This is a genomic window from Pseudomonas sp. SAS7, assembly GCF_052112345.1.
Lineage (GTDB): Bacteria > Pseudomonadota > Gammaproteobacteria > Pseudomonadales > Pseudomonadaceae > Aquipseudomonas > Aquipseudomonas putida_Q.
Map to the genome: position 1 here is coordinate 622,793 of NZ_JBEGGO010000001.1, position 21,814 is coordinate 644,606.

The window sequence follows — 21,814 nt, forward strand, 5'->3', positions numbered from 1 at the left end:
ACAGTTATCAAGACCTGTGACATACCCGCGAAGAGGCCAGTAATGTCAAAGCATCAACCCGCCCTGGGCAAATCCGCCAGCACCGCCTCGATTTCCCCCAGCACCGCCGGGTCATCCAGGGTCGAAGGCGGTACATAGTCCTGCCCGTCGGCAATCTTGCGCAGCACCGCGCGCAAGATTTTCCCCGAGCGGGTCTTGGGCAGCCGCTTCACCAGCCGAACCCGGTTGAAACAGGCCAGCGGGCCAATGGCCTCGCGCACGCTGCCCACCAGATCTACCAGCAACTGCGCCTCGGCAATGCCCTCGCCGTCCTTGAGCACAATCAGCGCCAACGGCACTTGCCCCTTGATTTCATCGTGCACGCCAATCACCGCACACTCGGCAACCGCCGGGTGGCAGGCCACCAGGTCCTCCATTTCGCCCGTGGACAGCCGGTGGCCAGACACGTTGATCACGTCATCCGTGCGCCCCATGATGTAGACGAAACCGTCATCATCCAGAAAGCCGCCGTCACCCGTGTGGTAATACCCCGGGTAGGTGCGCAGGTAAGCCTGCAAGTAACGCTCGTGGTCGCCCCACAGGGTCTGGCTGCACCCGGGTGGCAGTGGCAAGGCAATGACGATCGAGCCCTGGTGGTTGGGGCCCAGCAAGTGGCCCTCGTCATCTACCACACGCACGTGGTAGCCCGGTACCGCCCGGTTGCTTGAGCCCGGCTTTGCCGCACTGCCTTCCAGCCCCACACAGGGCGCGGTGACCGGCCAGCCGGTCTCGGTCTGCCACCAGTGGTCGTGCACCGGTTTGCCAGTGACCCGCTCCAACCATTCATGCGTGCTGGAATCGAGCTTCTCACCTGCCAGGAACAGCTGGCGCAGCGAGCTAAGGTCGTGCTCGCGGATCAACTCGCCCTCCGGGTCTTCCTTGCGGATGGCACGCATGGCGGTGGGTGCACAGAACAGCGCGTTGACCTTGTATTGCTCCACCACCCGCCAGTAGGCAGAGGCGTCCGGGGTGCGGATCGGCTTGCCTTCGTAGAACACCGTGGTACAGCCACTCATCAGCGGCCCATAAACGATCAGCGAATGGCCGACCACCCACCCGACATCGGAAATGCCCCACCACACGTCGCCGGCCTGCATGCCGTAAATATGGCGCATGGCATAGCACAGCGCCACGGCATTGCCGCCATTTTCGCGGACGATGCCCTTGGGTTTGCCGGTGGTGCCAGAGGTGTACATGATGTACAGCGGGTCGCCGGCATCCAGCTCCACCGGTGGCACCGGCTGGGCGCCGGCCAAGGCAGCCTGCCAGTCCAGGTCGCGGCCTGGCTGCAGTTCAGCCTGCGCCTGCGGCCGTTGCAGCACCAGCACATTGCGCGGCTGGTGCCGGGCCAGCTGCAGGGCGCGGTCCACCAGCGGTTTGTAGGCGATCACCTTGTCGAACTCCAACCCGCAGGATGCCGTCAGCAGCAGCGTGGGCCGGGCGTCATCGATGCGCAGGGCCAGCTCGTTGGCGGCAAAGCCGCCGAACACCACCGAATGCACCGCGCCAATCCGCGCGCAGGCCAGCATGGCCATGGCCGCTTGCGGCACCATGGGCATGTAGATGATCACCCCGTCGCCCTTTTGCACCCCCAGCTGGCGCAGCAAACCGGCCAGGCGCGCCACTTCGTCGCGCAACTGGTTGTAGGTGTAGGCCTGCTGCACGCCGGTGACCGGCGAATCGTAGATCAGCGCCACCTGCTCGCCACGGCCCAGCTCGATCTGGTGATCGAGGGCCAGGTAGCAACTGTTCAGGCGGCCATCGGCGAACCAGCGGTGGGTACCGTCGGCGTTGTCTTGCAGGGTGAGGGCAGGCTTGCGGTGCCAGGCCAGGTGCGCGGCCTGTTCCGCCCAGAAAGCGGCAGGGTCGGAAATGGAATGGGCGTAGCTGTACTGGTAGCTCATATCGAAGGGAACCCGGTACTTGTTGTTATTGAAGGGCGAAACCTGAGTATGGACCGCTACACCCGCGCCGCCATGGGACTAAAGTCACAACCGACCTGCAAATTTGCAGACAACGCAAAAGCGCCCCATAACGGTGCAAAGCTTCTAGAATAGGCCACCCTTCAGCCACCGAGCAGCCCATGGATATCGATCAGGCCCGAACCTTCCTGGAAATCGTGCGTTGCGGCAGCCTGGTCGCCGCCGCCGAACGCCTGTTCGTGTCACAGACGGCAATTACTGCCCGGGTGCAGCGCCTGGAGCAACAACTGGGCTGCCAGCTATTTGTGCGCAGCCGCAACGGCGCCAGCCTGACCAGCGACGGCGAAGCATTCGTCAGTTATGCCAACCAGCTGGTACAAACCTGGGAAGCGGCGCGGCGCGACCTGCCGCTGCCCGAGGGCTGCCAGCAAGTGCTGCATGTGGGCGGTGAAGTAAGCTTGGGCAACCCGATGATGCTCGACTGGGTCAGTGCCCTGCACCGTGAACTGCCCAGCCATGCCATCCGCAGCGAAGTAAGCGACGGCGAATCGCTGCTGCGCAAGGTCGAAATGGGTTTGCTGGACGCCGCGCTGGTGTACCAGCCGACCTACGGGCCGGGCCTGCAGGTGGAACAGTTGATGGAAGAGAAGCTGATCCGCGTGCGCCGGGTCGACCAGCCAGAGCCCTATATCTATATCGACTGGGGCGAGGCCTTCCGACGCCAGCACGATGCCGCCCTGCCCGACTGCGCCCGCCCAGCGCTCAGTTTCAACCTGGGCCCACTGGCCTTGCAGTTTATTCTCGACCAGGGCGGCAGCGGTTACTTCCGCACGCGGGTGGTGCAGGCGTACCTGGACAGCGGCGTGTTCGAACGGGTGCCGCAGGCGCCGGAATTCACCTACCCGACCTTTCTGGTGTACCCACGCAAACGCGACAGCGAAGCCCTGCAACAGGCCTTCGCCATCCTGCGCCGGCTGGTAGCCGCCGGCGCCAGCGACTGGTCACAACGCTGGGACCCGGTTATCTGAAGCCTCGGCTTTGCTGAGCAGCTGGCGCTTGAGGCCGGCGATCAGGTCGGTCTGGGTAATCACCCCCACCAGCTGGTCGGCATCGAGCACCGGCAGGCAATGCAGGCCCTGCTCGCACAGCAACGGCAGCAGGCGCTCAAGCGGGTGTTGGCTGCTGACACTGACCACCCGCCGGCTCATCACCTGCTCCATGCGCACCGCCTTGCGGCCGAACAGACCGCGCCAGCTGAAGCGGCCACGCTGCATCGCCGGGCCAACCAGGTCGCTGAGGCTGACGATACCCACCAGCTTGCCCTGCTGCAGCACCGGCAGGGTTTTCAGGTGATGGCTGGTCAGCATTTTCCAGGCCTGCTCCAGCGTGGTGTCAGGCGTGGCGAACTGCACATCGCGCGACATCACCGAGGCCGCAGTGATACCGCCAAGGCTGCGCTGCAGGGCGTGCTGCTCGGTGGCGAGGATGATGCGTTCCAGCTCGTCACGGGTGACATCGACGAACTCACCCAGCTCTTCCAGAGCCTGGTCCAGGTCCTCGCCACGGATGCCGACCCGCTCACTGGGCAGTGGGTCATGGGTGTGGTGCAAGTCTTTGCGCGGCGCTACGCCTTTCGGGTAGCGCACCCCGGTAAGGCGGTTGTAGATAACCGCCACGCTCACCAGGATCAGTGCATTGAGCAGGATTGGCTCAAGCAGGTGATCGCCCATGGCGGTCAGCCCTGAGTCGGCCAGCACTGCACTCACTGCCACCCCGCCACCCGGCGGATGCAGGCAGCGCAGCAGGCACATGAGCAGGATCGAGATGCCCAAGGCCGCAGCGGCCACCCACAGCTCCGGGCCGAAGCCTTGGCGCATGGCCAGGCCGACCGCGCCTGCCAGCGCGTAGCTGCCCAGCACCGGCCAAGGTTGGGCCAATGGGCCGGAATGCACGGCGAACACCAGCACTGCCGAAGCAGCCAGCGGGCCCAGCAGGTGCAAGGCGATGCCGGGGCCATAGGCCAAGCTGGTCAGCCAGCCAGCGAGGAACAGGCCGAGCAACGCACCGATACCGGCACGCAACCATTCTTTTGGAGAGGTATTCAGGGGCGCCGGCAACAGGCGCTGCAGACGGCTTTCGGAACGCGAGGCAGACATTTAAGTAATCGGGATCTTTGGTTTTTTTCTGATTAAAAAGAAAGCCCAGCCGAGCTGGCCTGGGCCTCGTATTGCGCGTGCAATACCGCAAGGGGCTCCGTCCGTGGAGAGATGGAAACCGCAGGGTTTCGTGAGGGGATTTTGCCGGGTGAAGGGAAATTGGGCTAATTCAAAAAACTGCGGCTGTACTGCAATTTTTTTGCAGTACTGACATGGCTTCGGCGAATTGGGTACACCTGTGGGAGCGGCCTTGTGTCGCGATGGGCCGCACAGCGGCCCCGGCATTATCCAGCCTTGCGCGGCAGGTCGATGCTCACACGCAACCCGCCCAGCGGGCTCTGCTCCAAGGCCAGCCGCCCGCCCCAGGCGTCGACGATATCGCGCACGATTCCCAACCCCAACCCATGCCCGTCCACCTGCTCGTCCAGCCGCGAGCCGCGCTCCAGCACCTGCTGCCGTTGGCTCTCGGGGATGCCGGGGCCATCGTCGTCGACCCACAGCTCGAAGCCCTCGGCATTGGGCTCAATGCCCAGGCGCACCTCGCTGTCAGCCCACTTGCAGGCGTTGTCCAGCAGGTTGCCCAGCAGCTCCAGGAAGTCTTCACGGTCCCATGGCAGTAACAGCCCGGACGGCACATCACTTGCCAGCAGCAAGCCCTCGCCATGGATCATGCCCAGTGTCCCGAGCAACCCCGGCAACTCGGCGTCACAGTCGAACTGCGCGCCCGGCAGCGCATCCCCTGCCAGCCGCGCACGGTTCAGCTCGCGTGCCAGGCGTTGCTGGATCTGCTCCAGCTGCTCGCGCATCTGCGCGCGGACCTCGGGCAGGTCCTTCAAGCGCTCGCTGGAGGCCAGGCTCAGCAGTACCGCCAACGGCGTCTTCAGCGCATGCCCGAGGTTGCCCAAGGCATTGCGCGAGCGGCGCAGGCTGTCTTCGGTGTGGCTGAGCAGGTGGTTGATCTGCCCCACCAGCGGCGCCAGTTCGCTGGGCACTTCAGCATCAAGCTGTGAGCGCTGGCCCTGCTGCAACTGGGCGATCTGCCGGCGTGCGCGCTCCAGTGGCCGCAGCGAACGGGTCACGGTGATGCGCTGCAGCACCAGCACCAGGATCAGCGCCACCAAGCCCATGCCCAGGCCGATCTGCTGCAGGCGACGGAAGCCTTCGCGCACCGGTGAGTAGTCCTGTGCCACGCTGATCGAAATGTCCTGGCCCAGGCGCCGATAGTCGGCACGCAAGGCCAGCAGTTGCTGCCCTTCCGGGCCGAGTTCATGGCTATCGGAAAGCCCGGGCGCCGATGGTTTGGGCATGTCCAGGTCCCACAGCGAACGAGACCTCCAGGTACCTTTGTCAAAATCGATGCGGAAGTAGTAACCGGAAAAGGGCCGTTGGTAGGCCGCCGAAATACGCCGCTCATCCAGCTGCAGGCCAGACGGCCCACGCACCAACGCCACCAGCAGGTTCTCGCTTTCCTTGCGCAGGCCGTTTTCCAGGTAGCGTTGCAGGCCAGCTTCGAACAGCCACAAGGTCAGTTGCGCCAGCACCACGCCGACCACCACCAGCACCGCCACCAGGCCCAGGCTAAGGCGCGCCTGGATCGACTTCACCCGGCGCTCCCGGCATAAATGTACCCTTGCCCGCGACGGGTCTCGATCACGCTACGGCCCAGCTTGCGCCGCAGGTGGTTGACGTGCACTTCCAGCACGTTGGAGTCGCGCTCGGTTTCGCCGTCGTAAAGGTGCTCGGCCAAGTGGCTCTTGGACAGGATCTGCTGCGGGTGCAGCATGAAGTAACGCAGCAGCCGGAACTCGGCAGCGGTCAGCTGCACATCCATGCCATCACGGCTCACACACTGACGGCTTTCATCCAGGTGCAGCCCCGCTGCCTCCAGCTTCGGCTGGTTGGCCAGGCCCCGGGCACGGCGCAGCAATGCCTGGATACGCAATTGCAGCTCTTCGGGGTGGAACGGTTTGCTCAGGTAGTCATCCGCGCCGGCCTTCAGCCCTTCGATGCGCTCGGCCCACGAGCCACGGGCGGTGAGGATCAGCACCGGCGTGGCCAGGCCGGCCGCGCGCCACTGGGCCAGCACGTCCAGGCCCGGCAAGCCCGGCAGGCCAAGGTCGAGAATGATCAGGTCGTAGGGTTCGCTCTGGCCCTGGTAAACCGCGTCGCGGCCGTCGGCCAGCCAGTCCACGGCATAGCCCTGGCGCTGCAGGCCGGCGGTCAGTTCGTCGGCCAGCGGTACATTGTCCTCGACAAGCAACAGGCGCATTCAGTCGTCTTCCTCGTCTTTGAGCAGGGCGCCGGTGCTGGCATCGAGCTTGATCTCGCGCACCACACCTTCAACCGTCAGCAGTTCGACTTCATATTCGTAGCGGTCGTCGTCTTCTTCCAGCTCGGCTTCCAGCAGACGCGCCCCGGGGTGACGCCCCAGGGCGGTTTCCAGCAATTGCTCGAGCGGCAGGATGACGCCCTTCTGACGAAGCTTCAGGGCTTCGTCCTGGTCAAGGTCGCGGGCAGCGGCCAGCGAGCACACGGCCAGCAGCGCCAGCGCGAGGTAGCGCGCCGGCCGCGGTAAGTGGATCATCAGTTGTCCCGCTCGTCCTTCAGCACTTCACCGGTCTTGGCGTCCAGCGCCACGTCCCACTCGACGTTCTGAGTGTCGCGCAACTCGACCTTGTAGATGTAGCGACCGTACTCGTCTTCAAGCTCCGAGTCGGTGACGGTGGCGCCGGGGTGCTTGGCCACGGCGGTGGCTTTAAGCTCCTCCAGCGACTTGATGGTCTTGGCGTTGACCAGCTTGACCACTTCGTCAGGCTGTACATCCTTGGCGAAAGCGGCATTGGCGCCCAGGGCGAGGGCGGCGGCGGTGAACAGGGCAGTCAAGGTTTTCATCGTTCTTCTCTCCTGAGAACTGTGTAAGTTGTCTACGGGGTTAAGACTAACCACCGGTCCTTAATTCAACCTGAAAACAGCTGGCGCCATGATAGCGCAGTTACACCGCCAGCCAGGCTCGGTCTCCTGCAGGAGCAGCCTTGTGCTGCGAAAGGGCCCGTGCAGGCGCAACAGTTGTGTAGTCTGTACGGGCCCTTTCGCAGCACAAGGCTGCTCCTACAAGCCAAGAGATCCGCCATGAGCGCCATCCACATCAAGTACCCTGCCCTCACCTTCAAGGCCGGTGACCGTGCCCTGCGGCTCATCCGCGAGCGCGGCCTGCAGGCGGCCGATGTCGGGGTGCTGCCAGGTGCGGCCGGTGGGCCGAAGCCGCTGGGCATCCAGGGCCTGGACCTGGCACTGTTCGGCGAGTGGCTGCCTTCGGCACCGCGCCCGCGCGCCCTGATTGGCGCTTCGATCGGTGCCTGGCGCTTCGCCAGCGCCTGCCTCGAAGACCCCATCGCGGGTCTGCGTCGCCTGGGCGAGTTGTACACCGAACTGGATTTCGCCAAGGGCGCCACCCCGGCCGAAATCAGCCACAGCTGCCAACGCATGCTCGACGACCTGCTGCAGGGCCGCGACGGCCAGCTGCTGGCCAACCCGCACTATCACCTGAATATCCTGGTAGTGAAAAGCCATGGCCAGCTTGCCCACGACCATCGCGGCCGCCTGGGCCTGGGCCTGGGTTCGGTGGTGGCCAGCAACCTGCTCGGCCGATCGCGCCTGGCGCGCCACTTCGAGCGCATCATCCTGCACGACGGGCGCGCCGCGCCGCCGCTCGACGCACTGACCGACTTCCCCTCACGCTACCTGCCGCTGGACCTGGCCAACCTGCGCCACGCCCTGCTCGCCTCAGGTTCGATCCCCATGGTCATGCAGGGCGTGAAAGACATCCCCGGCGCGGGTGCAGGCACCTACCGCGACGGCGGCCTGCTGGACTACCACCTCGACCTGCCCTACCGCGGCGACGACCTGGTGCTGTACCCGCACTTCACCGACAAGGTGGTACCGGGCTGGTTCGACAAAGCCTTGCCCTGGCGCAAAGGCGATGCCACCCGCCTGCAGAACGTGCTGCTGATGACCCCTTCGCCGCAGTACCTGGCCGCCTTGCCCTATGGCAAGCTGCCGGACCGCAACGACTTCAAGCGCTTCATGGGCGATGCGCCCGGCCGCAAGCGCTATTGGTACAAGGCCATCGCCGAAAGCCAGCGCCTGGGCGACGAGTTGCTGGAACTGGTCGCCACCGGGCGGCTGCATGAACGCCTGCAAGCCTTGTAACGGCCATGCTGGTAGACTGCGCGCATTATTGATTCACACAGAGTTATGACAGCGTGGAAATTTTCAAAGAGTTCACATTCGAATCGGCCCACCGCCTGCCCCACGTCCCTGAAGGGCACAAATGCGGCCGCCTGCATGGCCACTCGTTCAAGGTCGGCCTGCACCTGACCGGCCCGCTTGACCCGCACACTGGCTGGATCCGCGACTTCGCCGAGGTCAAGGCGATCTTCAAGCCGATCTACGAGCAACTGGACCACAACTACCTGAACGACATCCCGGGTCTTGAAAACCCCACCAGCGAAGTGATCGCCAAGTGGATCTGGGACCAGGTCAAGCCACTGATGCCGGAACTGTCGAAAGTGCGCATCCACGAAACCTGCACCAGCGGTTGCGAATACACCGGCGACTGATTCGCCCGCGCTACTGGCCCTGCGTGCTGCCCATGGCATCGCGCAGGAAGCTGGGGGCGATGTAGCGCTGGTAATGCGCTTCTGAAAGCAGGAAGAACTCGCGATCGATGGCATCGCGCAATTGCGGCAGTTCCCAGTCACGGAACTCCGGCAGCAACACCATGCCGTAGGCCTCCAGGTCACGGATCATCCGCGCCCCGCGGGCAATCAGCTGGTAAGCCCAGCAATATTCCGACTGCTGCTCGACAAAGCGGATGGAGCGCTGCTCCAGTTGCTGACGCAGCAGGCTTTTGTCGAACACCTCCAGCTTGGCCATCATCACCTGCACCAGCAACTGCTCAAGGCGCAGCCACACCGCGCGTTTCTGCGCGTCGTCGTAGCCGTTCCAGTTGATCACTTCGTGGTGGAAACGCTTGCAGCCACGGCACACCGTGTCTCCGTACACCGTGGAGCACAGGCCGACGCAAGGGGTCTTGATGGACTTGTTGGACATGAAAAACAACAGTTTGGCGGAGGAACACGGGCCCATGTTAGCCCTTTGTCTAACCAGGGTCACTCGTTAAAGTCATCTTCTGCGCCTTACTTTCGGGCTTTTTTTGCCGTAGAATCATCCGGCCTTTTCAAAGGCAACAATGTCCGTTGGAAGCTGTTTTCAAAGCGTCACGAGCACAGTTAATCCGGTAGAACGGCGTTGGCCCGGGCCATGCATCCCTCGCATGCCCGCGCCAGCCCTCATCAGCTCCCCGTTCTGCAGGCGTAAAACTTTGAAAGCAGCTTCTGTAAGGATTCTTTGCGACTCTGGCTGGGCGGCCCACAAAGCCGTGGCAGCGCATGGGTGCATTGAATGCTGGATAAGCGTCCCGGACCCCCTTTAGGGACCACTGATGAGGGAAATAACTGTGCTTGAAGCCTACCGCAAACACATCGAAGAGCGTGCCGCCCTGGGTATCGTGCCCCAGCCGCTGAACGCCGAACAAACCGCAGGCCTGGTCGAGCTGCTGAAAAACCCGCCGGCCGGCGAAGAAGCCTTCCTCGTAGACCTGATCACCAACCGCGTACCCCCAGGGGTCGACGAAGCTGCCTACGTCAAGGCTGCTTTCCTCTCTGCTGTTGCCAAGGGCGAAACCCAGTCGCCTCTGATCGACCGCAAGCACGCCACCGAACTGCTCGGCACCATGCAGGGCGGCTACAACATCGAAACGCTGGTCGCACTGCTGGATGACGCCGAACTGGGCGCCGTCGCGGCCGAACAGCTCAAGCACACCCTGCTGATGTTCGATGCCTTCCACGACGTGGCCGAAAAAGCCAAGGCCGGCAACGCTCACGCCAAGGCCGTGCTGGACTCCTGGGCTGCCGGCGAGTGGTTCACCGCCCGCCCGGCCATCGCCGAGAAGTACACCCTGACCGTGTTCAAGGTGCCAGGCGAAACCAACACCGACGACCTGTCGCCTGCCCCGGACGCCTGGTCGCGCCCTGACATCCCGCTGCACGCCCTGGCCATGCTGAAAATGGCCCGCGACGGCATCGAGCCGCAGCAGCCTGGTTCGGTCGGCCCGCTGGCACAGATCGAAGCCGTCAAGGCCAAGGGCTTCCCGGTTGCCTATGTAGGTGACGTGGTAGGTACCGGCTCCTCGCGTAAATCCGCTACCAACTCGGTACTGTGGTTCTTCGGCGACGACATTCCGTACGTGCCGAACAAGCGCGCCGGTGGCTTCTGCTTCGGCACCAAGATCGCCCCGATCTTCTACAACACCATGGAAGACGCCGGCGCTCTGCCGATCGAATTCGACTGCACCAACCTGGGCATGGGCGACGTCATCGACGTTTACCCGTACAAAGGTGAAGTACGCCGCCACGAAAGCGACGAACTGGTCACCAACTTCGAGCTGAAAACCGAAGTGCTGCTGGACGAGGTCCGCGCTGGCGGCCGTATCCCGCTGATCGTCGGCCGTGGCCTGACCGAAAAAGCCCGCGCCGAGCTGGGCCTGGGTGCTTCCGACCTGTTCAAGAAACCAGAGCAGCCTGCCGACTCCGGCAAGGGCTTCACCCTGGCGCAGAAAATGGTCGGCCGTGCCTGTGGCCTGCCAGAAGGCCAGGGCGTGCGCCCAGGTGCCTACTGCGAGCCGAAGATGACCACCGTCGGCTCCCAGGACACCACTGGCCCGATGACCCGCGACGAGCTGAAAGACCTGGCGTGCCTGGGCTTCTCCGCTGACCTGGTGATGCAGTCGTTCTGCCACACCGCGGCCTATCCAAAGCCGATCGACGTCACCACCCACCACACCCTGCCAGACTTCATCCGCACCCGTGGCGGCGTGTCGCTGCGCCCAGGCGACGGCATCATCCACAGCTGGCTGAACCGCATGCTGATGCCTGACACCGTAGGTACCGGTGGCGACTCGCACACCCGCTTCCCGATCGGCATCTCGTTCCCGGCCGGTTCTGGCCTGGTGGCCTTTGCCGCCGCCACCGGCGTCATGCCGCTGGACATGCCAGAGTCGATCCTGGTGCGCTTCAAGGGCAAACTGCAACCCGGCATCACCCTGCGTGACCTGGTGCATGCCATCCCTTACTACGCCATCCAGAAGGGCCTGCTGACCGTCGAGAAGAAAGGCAAGAAAAACGCCTTCTCCGGCCGCATCCTGGAAATCGAAGGCCTGGACGAACTGACCGTCGAGCAAGCTTTCGAGCTGTCCGATGCCTCGGCCGAGCGTTCCGCTGCCGGTTGCACCATCAAGCTGCCAGAGAAGGCCATTGCCGAGTACCTGACGTCCAACATCACCCTGCTGCGCTGGATGATCGGCGAAGGCTACGGCGACCCACGTACCCTGGAGCGTCGCGCCCAGGCCATGGAAGCCTGGCTGGCCAACCCTGAGCTGCTGTCGGCTGACGCCGATGCCGAGTACGCCGAAATCATCGAAATCGACCTGGCCGACGTCAAGGAGCCTGTGCTCTGCGCGCCGAACGACCCGGACGATGCCCGCCTGCTGTCTTCGGTACAGGGCGAGAAGATCGACGAAGTGTTCATCGGTTCGTGCATGACCAACATCGGCCACTTCCGCGCTGCCGGCAAGCTGCTGGACAAGGTCAAGGGTGGCATCCCTACCCGTCTGTGGCTGGCTCCGCCAACCAAGATGGATGCTCACCAGCTGACCGAAGAAGGCTACTACGGCATCTACGGCAAGGCCGGTGCGCGCATGGAAATGCCAGGCTGCTCGCTGTGCATGGGTAACCAGGCACGTGTGCAGACCGGTTCGACCGTGGTCTCCACCTCGACCCGTAACTTCCCGAACCGTCTGGGCGACGCCACCAACGTGTACCTGGCATCGGCCGAACTGGCTGCTGTCGCTTCGATCATCGGCAAGCTGCCGACCGTCGAAGAGTACATGCAGTACGCGAAAGACATCGACAGCATGGCTGCCGACGTTTACCGCTACCTGAGCTTCGACCAGATCGCCGAGTTCCGCGAAGCGGCAGCCAACGCCAAGATCCCGGTGGTTCAGGCGTAAGCTGAGTTACAGGTTGTAAAGAAAGCCCCGGCAGCGATGCCGGGGCTTTTTTGTTTCAGCCTGTACTGGCCCTATCGCCGGCAAGCCAGCTCCCACAGGTACTCCACAGGTCTTGAGAGCTTTGGAGTACCTGTGGGAGCTGGCTTGCCGGCGATAGCCAGTACAGGCAACCTCAAATCACAAACAAATCCACAAACCTGTGCACCGCCATCCCCTCCAACTGCTGCTGGTCCTTGCACACATCCACAATCTGCGCACACCGGTGACGGGCAAAACGCGTCCCCAGGTTTGCCCTGAACTTGGCCTCCAGCAACGGTATACCCTCCCCTCGCCGCCGCCGGTGCCCGATCGGGTATTCCACCACCACTTGGTCAGTGCTGCTGCCATCCTTGAAGAACACCTGCAGCGCATTGGCGATCGAGCGCTTGTCTGGCTCCAGGTATTCGCGGCTGAAGCGCAGGTCTTCCACCACTTCCATCTTCTCGCGCAGGCGATCGATGCTCGGGTGGTTGGCATGGAAAGCATCTTCATAGTGCTCCGCCACCAAATGGCCAAAGATCAGCGGAACCGCCACCATGTACTGCAGGCAGTGGTCACGGTCGGCAGCATTGGCCAGCGGGCCGCTCTTGGAAATGATGCGGATCGCTGACTCCTGGGTGGTGATAACGATGCGGTCGATTTCATGCAGACGGTTGCGCACCAGTGGATGCAGGGTTACCGCCGCCTCACAGGCGGTCTGGGCATGAAATTCGGCAGGGAAACTGACCTTGAACAACACGTTTTCCATCACATAGCTGCCCAAGGCCTGAGGCAGACGCAGCTCGTACTGCCCGGCAGGCTTGAGCGCCAAGTCTTTGTTGGTATGACTGAACGATACGTCGTAGAACCCCCACTGCGGCGCCGTGAGCACGCCCGGCACGCCCATCTCGCCACGCAGGGCGATATCGGCCAGGCGCACGCCCCGGCTGGAAGCATCGCCCGCGGCCCAGGACTTGCGAGAACCGGCGTTGGGCGCGTGGCGGTAGGTGCGCAGGGCCTGGCCGTCGACGAAGGCGTGGGACAAGGCCGAGAGCATCTGCTCGCGATTGGCCCCCATCAGCCTGGCACACACGGCGGTTGAGGCCACCTTCACCAGAATCACGTGATCGAGGCCGACGCGGTTGAAGGAGTTTTCCAGTGCCAGCACACCCTGGATCTCATGGGCCATGACCATGGCTTCAAGCACATCACGCATCAGCAGCGGTGCCTCACCTGCGGCTACGTGCTTCTGTGACAGGTGATCAGCCACGGCCAGGATGCCGCCGAGGTTGTCCGAGGGATGAGCCCATTCAGCGGCCAACCAGGTGTCGTTGTAGTCCAGCCAGCGCACCGTGCAGCCGATGTCCCAAGCCGCCTTGACCGGGTCGAGGCGGTAGGCGGTGCCGGGGACGCGGGCGCCATTGGGCACCAGCGTGCCTTCCACCTGAGGGCCAAGGAGCTTGGTGCATTCAGGGAAGCGCAGGGCCAGCAGGCCGCAGCCGAGGGTGTCCATCAGGCAGTTGCGTGCGGTGTCCAGGGCCTCGAGGGACTCGACCCGGTAGCCGAGGGCGTAGTCGGCCAAGGTTTGCAACACCCGGTCGTAGTCCGGGCGGTCGTTGAGGTCTACGTTGGCGCTCATATCCAGCTCCCTTCAGAATTGCCGGGGCTGCTTTGCAGCCCCGACGAACTAAAACCGAGCGCCAGTGGTGCTTTAGAAGCTATCGCCAGGCACGCGAACCCAGCCCTCCATCAGCACGCGAGCACTGCGGCTCATGATTGCCTTGGTCACTGTCCACTCACCCTCTACGCGGCGCGCCTCGGCCCCGACCCGCAGGGTGCCCGAGGGGTGACCGAAACGCACAGCGCTGCGCTCGCCCCCGCCAGCGGCGAGGTTGACCAGCGTGCCCGGAATGGCCGCCGCGGTGCCAATCGCCACCGCGGCCGTACCCATCATGGCATGGTGCAGCTTGCCCATCGACAAGGCCCGCACCAACAGGTCGACATCCTCTGCCTGCACCGCCTTGCCACTGGACGCAGTGTAGGTGCTCGGTGGCGCAACGAACGCCACTTTTGGTGTGTGCTGACGCCCGGCAGCCTGGTCGACATTGTCGATCAAGCCCATGCGCACGGCGCCATAAGCACGAATGGTCTCGAAACGCAGCAGCGCCTGCGGGTCGCCGTTGATGGCGTCCTGCAGTTCGGTACCGGTGTAGCCGATATCCGCCGCGTTTACGAAGATGGTCGGAATGCCAGCGTTGATCAGGGTCGCCTTGAAGGTGCCGACACCCGGCACCTCCAGGTCATCGACCAGGCTGCCAGTGGGGAACATCGCACCACCGTCGTCACCGTCGTCGGCCGCCGGGTCGAGGAACTCCAGTTGCACCTCGGCCGCCGGGAAGGTCACCCCGTCCAGCTCGAAGTCGCCGGTTTCCTGCACTTCACCTTCAGTGATCGGGACATGGGCGATGATGGTCTTGCCGATATTGGCCTGCCAGATGCGCACCGTGGCGATGCCGTTGCGCGGAATGCGCGCCGGGTCGACCAGGCCACTGCTGATGGCGAACGAACCGACCGCAGCAGACAGGTTGCCGCAGTTGCCGCTCCAGTCGACGAACGCCTTGTCGATGCTGACCTGGCCGAACAGGTAGTCGACATCGTGCTCAGGCTTGATGCTTTGCGACAGGATCACGGTCTTGCTAGTGCTCGACGTGGCGCCGCCCATGCCGTCGATCTGCTTGCCGTAAGGGTCGGGGCTGCCAATGACCCGCAGCAGCAGTGCGTCGCGGGCGGGGCCGGGGATCTGCGCCTGCTCGGGCAGGTCTTGCAGGCGGAAGAACACGCCTTTGCTGGTGCCGCCACGGATGTAGGTGGCGGGGATTTTTATTTGCGGTACGTGTGCCATTGATGGGCTGTCCTGTCTGAAATGCATAGGGCCTTTGGGGCTGCCTTGCAGCCCATCGCGACACAAGGCCGCTCCTACAGGGATCGCGTGACGCTGTGGGAGCGGCCTTGTGTCGCGATGGGCCGCAAAGCGGCCCCCGTTTCATGCTCAGGCGGTCGCCTCGAGGAAGTCCTGGGCAAAGCGTTGCAGCACCCCGCCCGCTTCGTAGATCGACACTTCCTCGGCGGTGTCCAGGCGGCAGGTCACCGGCACTTCCAGGCGCTCGCCATTGGCGCGGGTAACCACCAGCGTCAGGGTCGCCCGTGGCGTACGTGCGCCCAGCACGTCATAGGTCTCGCTGCCGTCCAGGCCCAGGGTTTTGCGGTCAGTGCCTGGCTTGAACTCCAGCGGCAACACGCCCATGCCCACCAGGTTGGTGCGGTGAATGCGCTCGAAGCCTTCGGCGACAATGGCCTCGACCCCCGCCAGGCGCACGCCCTTGGCCGCCCAGTCACGGGACGAACCCTGGCCGTAGTCGGCGCCGGCAACGATGATCAGCGGCTGCTTGCGCTGCATGTAGGTCTCGATGGCCTCCCACATGCGGGTGACCTTGCCTTCCGGCTCGATACGCGCCAGCGAGCCCTGCTTCACGCTGCCGTCTTCCTTACGCACCATCTCGTTGAACAGTTTGGGGTTGGCGAATGTGGCACGCTGGGCGGTCAGGTGGTCGCCGCGGTGGGTGGCGTAAGAGTTGAAGTCCTCTTCCGGCAAGCCCATTTTCGCCAGGTACTCACCGGCAGCACTGTCGAGCATGATGGCGTTGGACGGCGACAGGTGGTCGGTGGTGATGTTGTCCGGCAGCACCGCCAACGGGCGCATGCCGCGCAGGGTACGCTCCCCGGCCAGCGCACCTTCCCAATACGGCGGGCGGCGGATGTAGGTGCTCATCGGGCGCCAGTCATACAGCGGCGCCACCTTCGGCCCGCGGTCTTCCTCGATGGCGAACATCGGGATGTACACCTTGCGGAACTGCTCGGGCTTGACCGCGGCACGCACCACGGCGTCGATCTCTTCATCGCTCGGCCAGATGTCCTTGAGGCGGATTTCCTTGCCATCGACCACGCCCAGCACATCCTTCTCGATGTCGAAGCGGATGGTACCGGCAATGGCATAGGCCACCACCAGCGGCGGCGAGGCCAGGAAGGCCTGCTTGGCATACGGGTGGATACGCCCGTCGAAGTTGCGGTTACCCGACAGCACGGCGGTGGCGTACAGGTCGCGGTCGATGATTTCTTGCTGAATCACCGGGTCCAGCGCGCCAGACATCCCGTTGCAGGTGGTGCAGGCGAAGGCGACGATGCCGAAACCGAGTTGCTCCAGCTCCTTCTCCAGCCCGGCTTCTTCCAGGTAAAGCTGCACAGCCTTGGAACCTGGCGCCAGCGACGACTTGACCCACGGTTTGCGGACCAGGCCAAGCCTGTTGGCATTGCGTGCAATCAGGCCAGCAGCTATCACGTTGCGCGGGTTGCTGGTGTTGGTGCAGCTGGTGATGGCGGCAATGATCACCGCACCGTCCGGCATCTGCCCCGGCACCTCTTCCCAGCTGCCGGCAATGCCTTTGGCGGCCAGGTCGCTGGTAGCCACGCGAGCGTGCGGGTTGGACGGGCCGGCCATGTTGCGCACCACGCTCGACAGGTCGAAGCTCAGGGTGCGCTCGTAGACGGCGCCACCCAGGCTGTCGGCCCACAGGCCGGTCGCCTTGGCGTAGGTCTCCACCAGCTTGACCTGCTGCTCTTCGCGGCCGGTCAGGCGCAGGTAGTCGATGGTCTGCTGGTCGATGGCGAACATCGCGGCGGTGGCGCCGTATTCCGGGGCCATGTTGGAAATGGTGGCACGGTCGCCCAAGGTCAGGGCCCGGGCACCTTCACCGTGAAACTCCAGATAGGCGCCAACTACCTTCTGTTTGCGCAGGAATTCGGTCAGGGCCAGCACCAGGTCGGTGGCGGTGATGTTCGGCGCCAGCTTGCCGGTCAGCTCGACGCCGACGATTTCCGGCAGGCGCATCCAGGAGGCGCGGCCGAGCATCACGTTCTCGGCTTCCAGGCCACCCACGCCGATGGCGATCACACCCAGGGCGTCGACATGCGGGGTGTGGCTGTCGGTGCCAACGCAGGTGTCCGGGTAGGCTACGCCGCGGTCGCTATGGATGACAGGCGACATCTTCTCCAGGTTGATCTGGTGCATGATGCCGTTGCCCGGCTGGATCACGTCGACGTTCTTGAACGCCTTCTTGGTCCAGTTGATGAAGTGGAAGCGGTCTTCGTTGCGGCGGTCTTCAATGGCGCGGTTCTTTTCGAAGGCCTGCGGGTCGAAGCCACCGCACTCCACTGCCAGCGAGTGGTCGACGATCAGTTGCACCGGCACCACCGGGTTGACGGCGGCCGGGTCGCCACCTTTGTCGGCGATGGCATCACGCAGGCCGGCGAGATCGACCAGCGCGGTCTGGCCGAGGATGTCGTGGCACACCACGCGGGCCGGGAACCACGGGAAGTCGAGGTCGCGCTGGCGTTCGATCAGTTGGCCCAGCGAGGCGTCGAGGGTGGCCGGGTCGCAGCGGCGCACCAGGTTTTCGGCGAGCACGCGGGATGTGTAGGGTAGGCCGTCGTACGCGCCGGGCTTGATCGCCTCGACCGCCGCACGGGCATCGAAGTAGTCCAGGTCGGTGCCTGGCAGGTGCTTGCGGTATGCAGTGTTCATCATGGAATCAGGCTCGGTCACAGGATTCGGAAGGTTTCACCGTACCTGTGGGAGCGGGCGTGCCCGCGAATGCGTCAGCAGGTGCACAGTGGTTGCAAGGCCGGGTGCATTCGCGGGCACGCCCGCTCCCACAAGGGGAACGGGTTGCCTCTCTATAGCTATTCAGCGCTGCTCGATCGGCACGAACTGGCGCTGCTCGACGCCGACATACTCGGCGCTCGGGCGGATGATGCGGTTGTTGGCACGCTGTTCGAAGACATGCGCCGCCCAGCCGGTCAGGCGCGAGCAGACGAAGATCGGGGTAAACAGCTTGGTCGGGATACCCATGAAGTGGTACGCCGAGGCATGGTAGAAGTCGGCGTTGGGGAACAGCCGCTTTTGCTCCCACATGGTCTTGTCGATGGCCTCGGAAACCGGGTACAGCACCTTGTCGCCCACTTCGTCGGCCAGCTGCTTCGACCAGCCCTTGATCACCTCGTTGCGCGGGTCGGACTCTTTGTAGATGGCATGGCCAAAGCCCATGATCTTGTCCTTGCGCTCCAGCATGCGCAGCAGCTCGGCGGTGGCTTCCTGCGGGCTCTGGAAGCGCTCGATCAGCTCCATCGCCGCCTCATTGGCACCGCCGTGCAGCGGGCCGCGCAGCGAGCCGATGGCAGCGGTGACGCAGGAGTACAGGTCGGACAGGGTCGAGGCGCAAACGCGGGCGGTGAAAGTGGAGGCGTTGAACTCGTGCTCGGCGTACAGGATCAGCGACACGTTCATGACCTTGACGTGCAGCTCGCTCGGCTTCTTGCCGTGCAGCAGGTGCAGGAAGTGGCCGCCGAGCGTGTCTTCGTCACTGGTGCAATCGATGCGCACGCCATGGTGGGTGAAGCGGTACCAGTAGCACATCACTGCCGGGAACAGTGCCAGCAAGCGGTCGGTCTTGTCGCGCTGGGCTTCGAAGGTCAGCTCTGGCTCCAGGGTGCCCAACACCGAGCAACCGGTGCGCATCACGTCCATCGGGTGGGCGTCACGCGGGATACGTTCCAGCACTTCCTTCAACGCTTGTGGCAGGTCACGCAGGCCCTTGAGCTTGCGTTTGTAGTCAACCAGTTCGGCCTGGGTGGGTAACTCGCCGTACAACAGCAGGTAAGCAACCTCTTCGAATTCGGCACCTGCTGCCAGGTCACGAACGTCGTAACCCCGGTAGGTCAGCCCGGCACCGGCCTGGCCCACGGTCGACAGTGCGGTCTGGCCGGCCACCTGGCCACGCAGGCCTGCGCCGCTGAGTACTTTCGCTTCGGCCATGGTGTTTCTCCTTTCTTGAATTTGTTATGGATTTCTTGCTGGCTAATTCAGTTGGCCTGTGCCGGCCTCTTCGCGGGTAAACCCGCTCCCACATGTACAGCAAAGCTTTTGAAACTTGTGTTTTACCTGTGGGAGCGGGTTTACCCGCGAAGAGGCCGGCACAGGCGCCATCACTTACCCTTTCTTCTGGGCAAACAGCGCGTCGAGGCTCTGCTCGAAGGCGTGGTAACCAATGGCATCGTAGAGCTCCATGCGAGTCTGCATGGTGTCGATGACGTTTTTCTGCGTGCCGTCGCGGCGCAGTGCGGTGTACACGTTCTCGGCCGCCTTGTTCATGGCACGGAAAGCCGACAGCGGGTACAGCACCAGCGACACGTCGACCGAGGCCAGCTCTTCGGTGGTGTACAACGGCGTGGCGCCGAATTCGGTGATGTTGGCCAGAATCGGTGCCTTCACCCGATCAGCAAACGTCTTGTACATCTGCAGTTCAGTGATGGCTTCCGGGAAGATCATGTCGGCGCCAGCCTCGATGCAGGCCTCGGCGCGATCAAGGGCAGCGTTCAGGCCTTCGACGGCCAAGGCGTCGGTACGCGCCATGATCACGAAGCTGTCGTCGCTACGGGCATCGACAGCGGCCTTGATGCGGTCGACCATTTCCTGCTGGCTGACGATTTCCTTGTTCGGACGGTGGCCACAGCGTTTGGCGCCAACCTGGTCCTCGATATGGATGGCAGCAGCGCCAAACTTGCTCATCGAACGTACGGTGCGAGCGACGTTGAAGGCCGACGCACCGAAGCCGGTGTCGACATCCACCAGCAACGGCACGTCGCACACGTCGGTAATGCGGCGCACATCGGTGAGCACGTCGTCCAGGCCGGTGATGCCCAGGTCCGGCAAGCCCAGCGAGCCTGCGGCCACGCCGCCACCGGACAGGTAGATGGCCTTGAAGCCGGCGCGTTTGGCCAGCAGGGCATGGTTGGCGTTGATGGCGCCAACCACCTGCAGGGGATGTTCGGCAGCAACGGCGTCGCGGAAACGCTGACCGGGGGTGCTCTTCACAGTCATTTCTCACCTCGTGGGCTGTTGTTGTGGGCGTCCAGATAGTGACGCTCGATGTTGCGCTTGGACGCGCCGATGTGGCGGCGCATCAGGAGTTCGGCCAGCTCGCCGTCACGGTCGGCGATGGCATCGAGGATGCGGTGGTGTTCGGCAAAGGCCTGGCGTGGCCGATTGGGCGTGGCAGAGAACTGGATGCGGTACATGCGCACCAGTTGGTACAGTTCGCCGCACAGCATCTTGACCAGGGTCTGGTTGCCGCTGCCCTGGATGATCCGGTAATGGAAGTCGTAGTCGCCTTCCTGCTGGTAGTAACCCACACCAGCCTGGAATGCGGCATCGCGCTCATGGGTATCAAGCACACGGCGCAGTTCGTCGATGTCGCCCTGGCTCATGCGTTCGGCTGCCAGGCGGCAGGCCATGCCTTCCAGCGACTCGCGGATTTCGTACAGTTCGATCAGTTCGGCGTGGTTCAGCGACACGACGCGCGCGCCCACATGCGGTACACGCACCAGCAGGCGCTGGCCTTCCAGGCGGTGGATGGCCTCGCGCAATGGCCCACGGCTGATGCCGTAGGTGCGCGCCAGCTCCGGCTCGGAAATCTTGCTGCCGGGGGCAATTTCGCCCTTGACGATGGCCGCCTGAATACGCCGGAAGACGTTTTCAGACAAGGTTTCCGTTTCGTCTGTCAGCACCGGGCTGGCGGTGGAAAGGTCCTGCATATTGTCGACACCTTGAAAATCTCTTTGCCAGAAATTAGCGAAATCAGGCGCTCCCGTCAAAGACAAAATGAATATTGTCGACAATTGTCTAATAACGAACTAACCCCGGCCCGGTGCTGTCAGATCGCGCACCGCTGGCGTCAAGACGTCGGCGTGATAGAATGCCGCGCCTCCGATGGGGTATGGATAGCCTGTCTGTCATACATTCATGCTTGTTGACAGATAAATGAGGAAGCTTGCGCAGTAGTTGCCAGTCGCCTTGACCAGAACCTTGCCTAGAACCTTGCACTGCACCGCGCCAGGATTATGAGACTTACACCCGTTTTAATGCTGCTATGCCTCACCCTGCTGCCGGCCCTTGGTCAGGCTGCGGGCAAGACCGTCTATGGTCTCAACGAATATGCACGGCTGGGCGACCTGGACCTGGAAGTGGCCGCCAAGCTCGACACCGGTGCCAAAACCGCCTCGCTCAGCGCCCGCGATATCAAGCGGTTCAAGCGCAACGGCGAAAGCTGGGTGCGCTTCTACCTGGCCATCGATGCTGCCCACTCGCACCCGATCGAGCGCCCGCTGGCACGCGTAAGCAAGATCAAGCGCCGGGCCGGCGACTATGATGCCGAATCGGGCAAGGCCTACACGGCACGCCCGGTCATCGAACTTGAAATCTGCATGGGCCAGGCCATGCGCACCATCGAAGTCAACCTCACCGACCGCAGCGCCTTCCAGTTCCCGCTGCTGATCGGCTCCGAGGCACTCAAGCACTTCGACGCGCTGGTCGACCCTAGCCTTAAATATGCGGCCGGCAAACCTGCCTGTGCCACCGACGCTCACAAAGCAGAGTAATT

General features: G+C 63.6%; 18 protein-coding genes. 5 read left to right on the forward strand and 13 right to left on the reverse strand.

Going from position 1 to position 21,814, the window contains the following annotated elements:
• Nucleotides 1-53: 53 nt before the first annotated feature.
• Nucleotides 54-1,943 carry a propionyl-CoA synthetase gene (locus tag ABI582_RS02740; protein ID WP_442118332.1) on the reverse strand — a complete coding sequence of 630 codons (1,890 nt, stop codon included), beginning with the start codon at nt 1,941-1,943 and terminating at the stop codon, nt 54-56.
• Nucleotides 1,944-2,122: 179 nt separating this feature from the next.
• Here ABI582_RS02740 and ABI582_RS02745 point away from each other — a divergent pair, with 179 nt between their 5' ends.
• The gene (locus tag ABI582_RS02745) at nt 2,123-2,989 is read left to right on the forward strand and encodes a LysR family transcriptional regulator (RefSeq protein ID WP_132846064.1); all 867 of its coding nucleotides are present in this window, start codon (nt 2,123-2,125) and stop codon (nt 2,987-2,989) included.
• Here ABI582_RS02745 and ABI582_RS02750 read toward each other — a convergent pair.
• From ABI582_RS02750 to ABI582_RS02770, 5 genes are all read right to left on the reverse strand, one after another.
• Nucleotides 2,963-4,117: an HPP family protein gene (locus tag ABI582_RS02750; protein WP_442118333.1), complete on the reverse strand. Its 1,155-nt coding sequence runs from the start codon at nt 4,115-4,117 to the stop codon at nt 2,963-2,965. The two genes, ABI582_RS02745 and ABI582_RS02750, sit on opposite strands and share 27 nt — an antisense overlap.
• Nucleotides 4,118-4,401: 284 nt before the next feature.
• On the reverse strand, nt 4,402-5,721 hold the full coding sequence (locus tag ABI582_RS02755) for an ATP-binding protein (protein WP_338746786.1): 1,320 nt from the start codon (nt 5,719-5,721) through the stop codon (nt 4,402-4,404).
• Entirely contained in the window at nt 5,718-6,386 is a 669-nt protein-coding gene (locus tag ABI582_RS02760) for a response regulator transcription factor (protein WP_049277367.1), read from the reverse strand. The genes ABI582_RS02755 and ABI582_RS02760 overlap by 4 nt, the downstream gene beginning before the upstream one ends.
• Nucleotides 6,387-6,701: a PepSY domain-containing protein gene (locus tag ABI582_RS02765; RefSeq protein WP_016500524.1), complete on the reverse strand. Its 315-nt coding sequence runs from the start codon at nt 6,699-6,701 to the stop codon at nt 6,387-6,389. It abuts the gene before it with no gap.
• Complete coding sequence (locus tag ABI582_RS02770; RefSeq protein WP_442118334.1) at nt 6,701-7,009, reverse strand: PepSY domain-containing protein; 309 nt, start codon at nt 7,007-7,009, stop codon at nt 6,701-6,703. The genes ABI582_RS02765 and ABI582_RS02770 overlap by 1 nt, the downstream gene beginning before the upstream one ends.
• Before the next feature lie 237 nt (nt 7,010-7,246).
• Here ABI582_RS02770 and ABI582_RS02775 point away from each other — a divergent pair, with 237 nt between their 5' ends.
• Together ABI582_RS02775 and queD are read left to right on the forward strand one after the other, a co-directional pair.
• Nucleotides 7,247-8,326 carry a patatin-like phospholipase family protein gene (locus tag ABI582_RS02775; RefSeq protein WP_338746785.1) on the forward strand — a complete coding sequence of 360 codons (1,080 nt, stop codon included), beginning with the start codon at nt 7,247-7,249 and terminating at the stop codon, nt 8,324-8,326.
• 53 nt (nt 8,327-8,379) lie between these two features.
• Complete coding sequence (gene queD, locus ABI582_RS02780) at nt 8,380-8,736, forward strand: 6-carboxytetrahydropterin synthase QueD (protein ID WP_012271598.1); 357 nt, start codon at nt 8,380-8,382, stop codon at nt 8,734-8,736.
• 10 nt (nt 8,737-8,746) lie between these two features.
• On the opposite strand, the gene ABI582_RS02785 is transcribed toward queD, so the two are convergent.
• Complete coding sequence (locus ABI582_RS02785) at nt 8,747-9,229, reverse strand: DUF1289 domain-containing protein (protein ID WP_151326450.1); 483 nt, start codon at nt 9,227-9,229, stop codon at nt 8,747-8,749.
• 406 nt (nt 9,230-9,635) lie between these two features.
• On the opposite strand from ABI582_RS02785, the gene acnB reads away from it, so the two are divergent.
• Nucleotides 9,636-12,245, forward strand: a complete 2,610-nt coding sequence (gene acnB, locus ABI582_RS02790) for a bifunctional aconitate hydratase 2/2-methylisocitrate dehydratase (RefSeq protein ID WP_442118430.1) — start codon at nt 9,636-9,638, stop codon at nt 12,243-12,245.
• A gap of 172 nt (nt 12,246-12,417) precedes the next feature.
• On the opposite strand, the gene prpD is transcribed toward acnB, so the two are convergent.
• The 6 genes from prpD to ABI582_RS02820 form a co-directional block, all read right to left on the reverse strand.
• Nucleotides 12,418-13,902, reverse strand: coding sequence for a 2-methylcitrate dehydratase (gene prpD, locus ABI582_RS02795; RefSeq protein ID WP_442118335.1), 1,485 nt, complete (start codon nt 13,900-13,902; stop codon nt 12,418-12,420).
• A gap of 72 nt (nt 13,903-13,974) precedes the next feature.
• Nucleotides 13,975-15,165 (reverse strand): 2-methylaconitate cis-trans isomerase PrpF, encoded by a 1,191-nt coding sequence (gene prpF, locus ABI582_RS02800; RefSeq protein ID WP_442118336.1) that lies wholly within the window; start codon nt 15,163-15,165, stop codon nt 13,975-13,977.
• A 147-nt stretch (nt 15,166-15,312) separates the two neighbouring features.
• Entirely contained in the window at nt 15,313-17,901 is a 2,589-nt protein-coding gene (gene acnD / locus ABI582_RS02805; RefSeq protein WP_338747488.1) for a Fe/S-dependent 2-methylisocitrate dehydratase AcnD, read from the reverse strand.
• Between the two features lie 162 nt (nt 17,902-18,063).
• Nucleotides 18,064-19,191, reverse strand: a complete 1,128-nt coding sequence (gene prpC / locus ABI582_RS02810) for a bifunctional 2-methylcitrate synthase/citrate synthase (RefSeq protein ID WP_442118337.1) — start codon at nt 19,189-19,191, stop codon at nt 18,064-18,066.
• 174 nt (nt 19,192-19,365) lie between these two features.
• The gene (gene prpB, locus ABI582_RS02815) at nt 19,366-20,256 is read right to left on the reverse strand and encodes a methylisocitrate lyase (protein WP_016485912.1); all 891 of its coding nucleotides are present in this window, start codon (nt 20,254-20,256) and stop codon (nt 19,366-19,368) included.
• Nucleotides 20,253-20,969 carry a GntR family transcriptional regulator gene (locus tag ABI582_RS02820; RefSeq protein WP_016500533.1) on the reverse strand — a complete coding sequence of 239 codons (717 nt, stop codon included), beginning with the start codon at nt 20,967-20,969 and terminating at the stop codon, nt 20,253-20,255. The genes prpB and ABI582_RS02820 overlap by 4 nt, the downstream gene beginning before the upstream one ends.
• A gap of 306 nt (nt 20,970-21,275) precedes the next feature.
• Here ABI582_RS02820 and rloA point away from each other — a divergent pair, with 306 nt between their 5' ends.
• Entirely contained in the window at nt 21,276-21,812 is a 537-nt protein-coding gene (gene rloA, locus ABI582_RS02825; RefSeq protein WP_258656259.1) for a retropepsin-like aspartic peptidase RloA, read from the forward strand.
• Nucleotides 21,813-21,814: the final 2 nt, after the last annotated feature.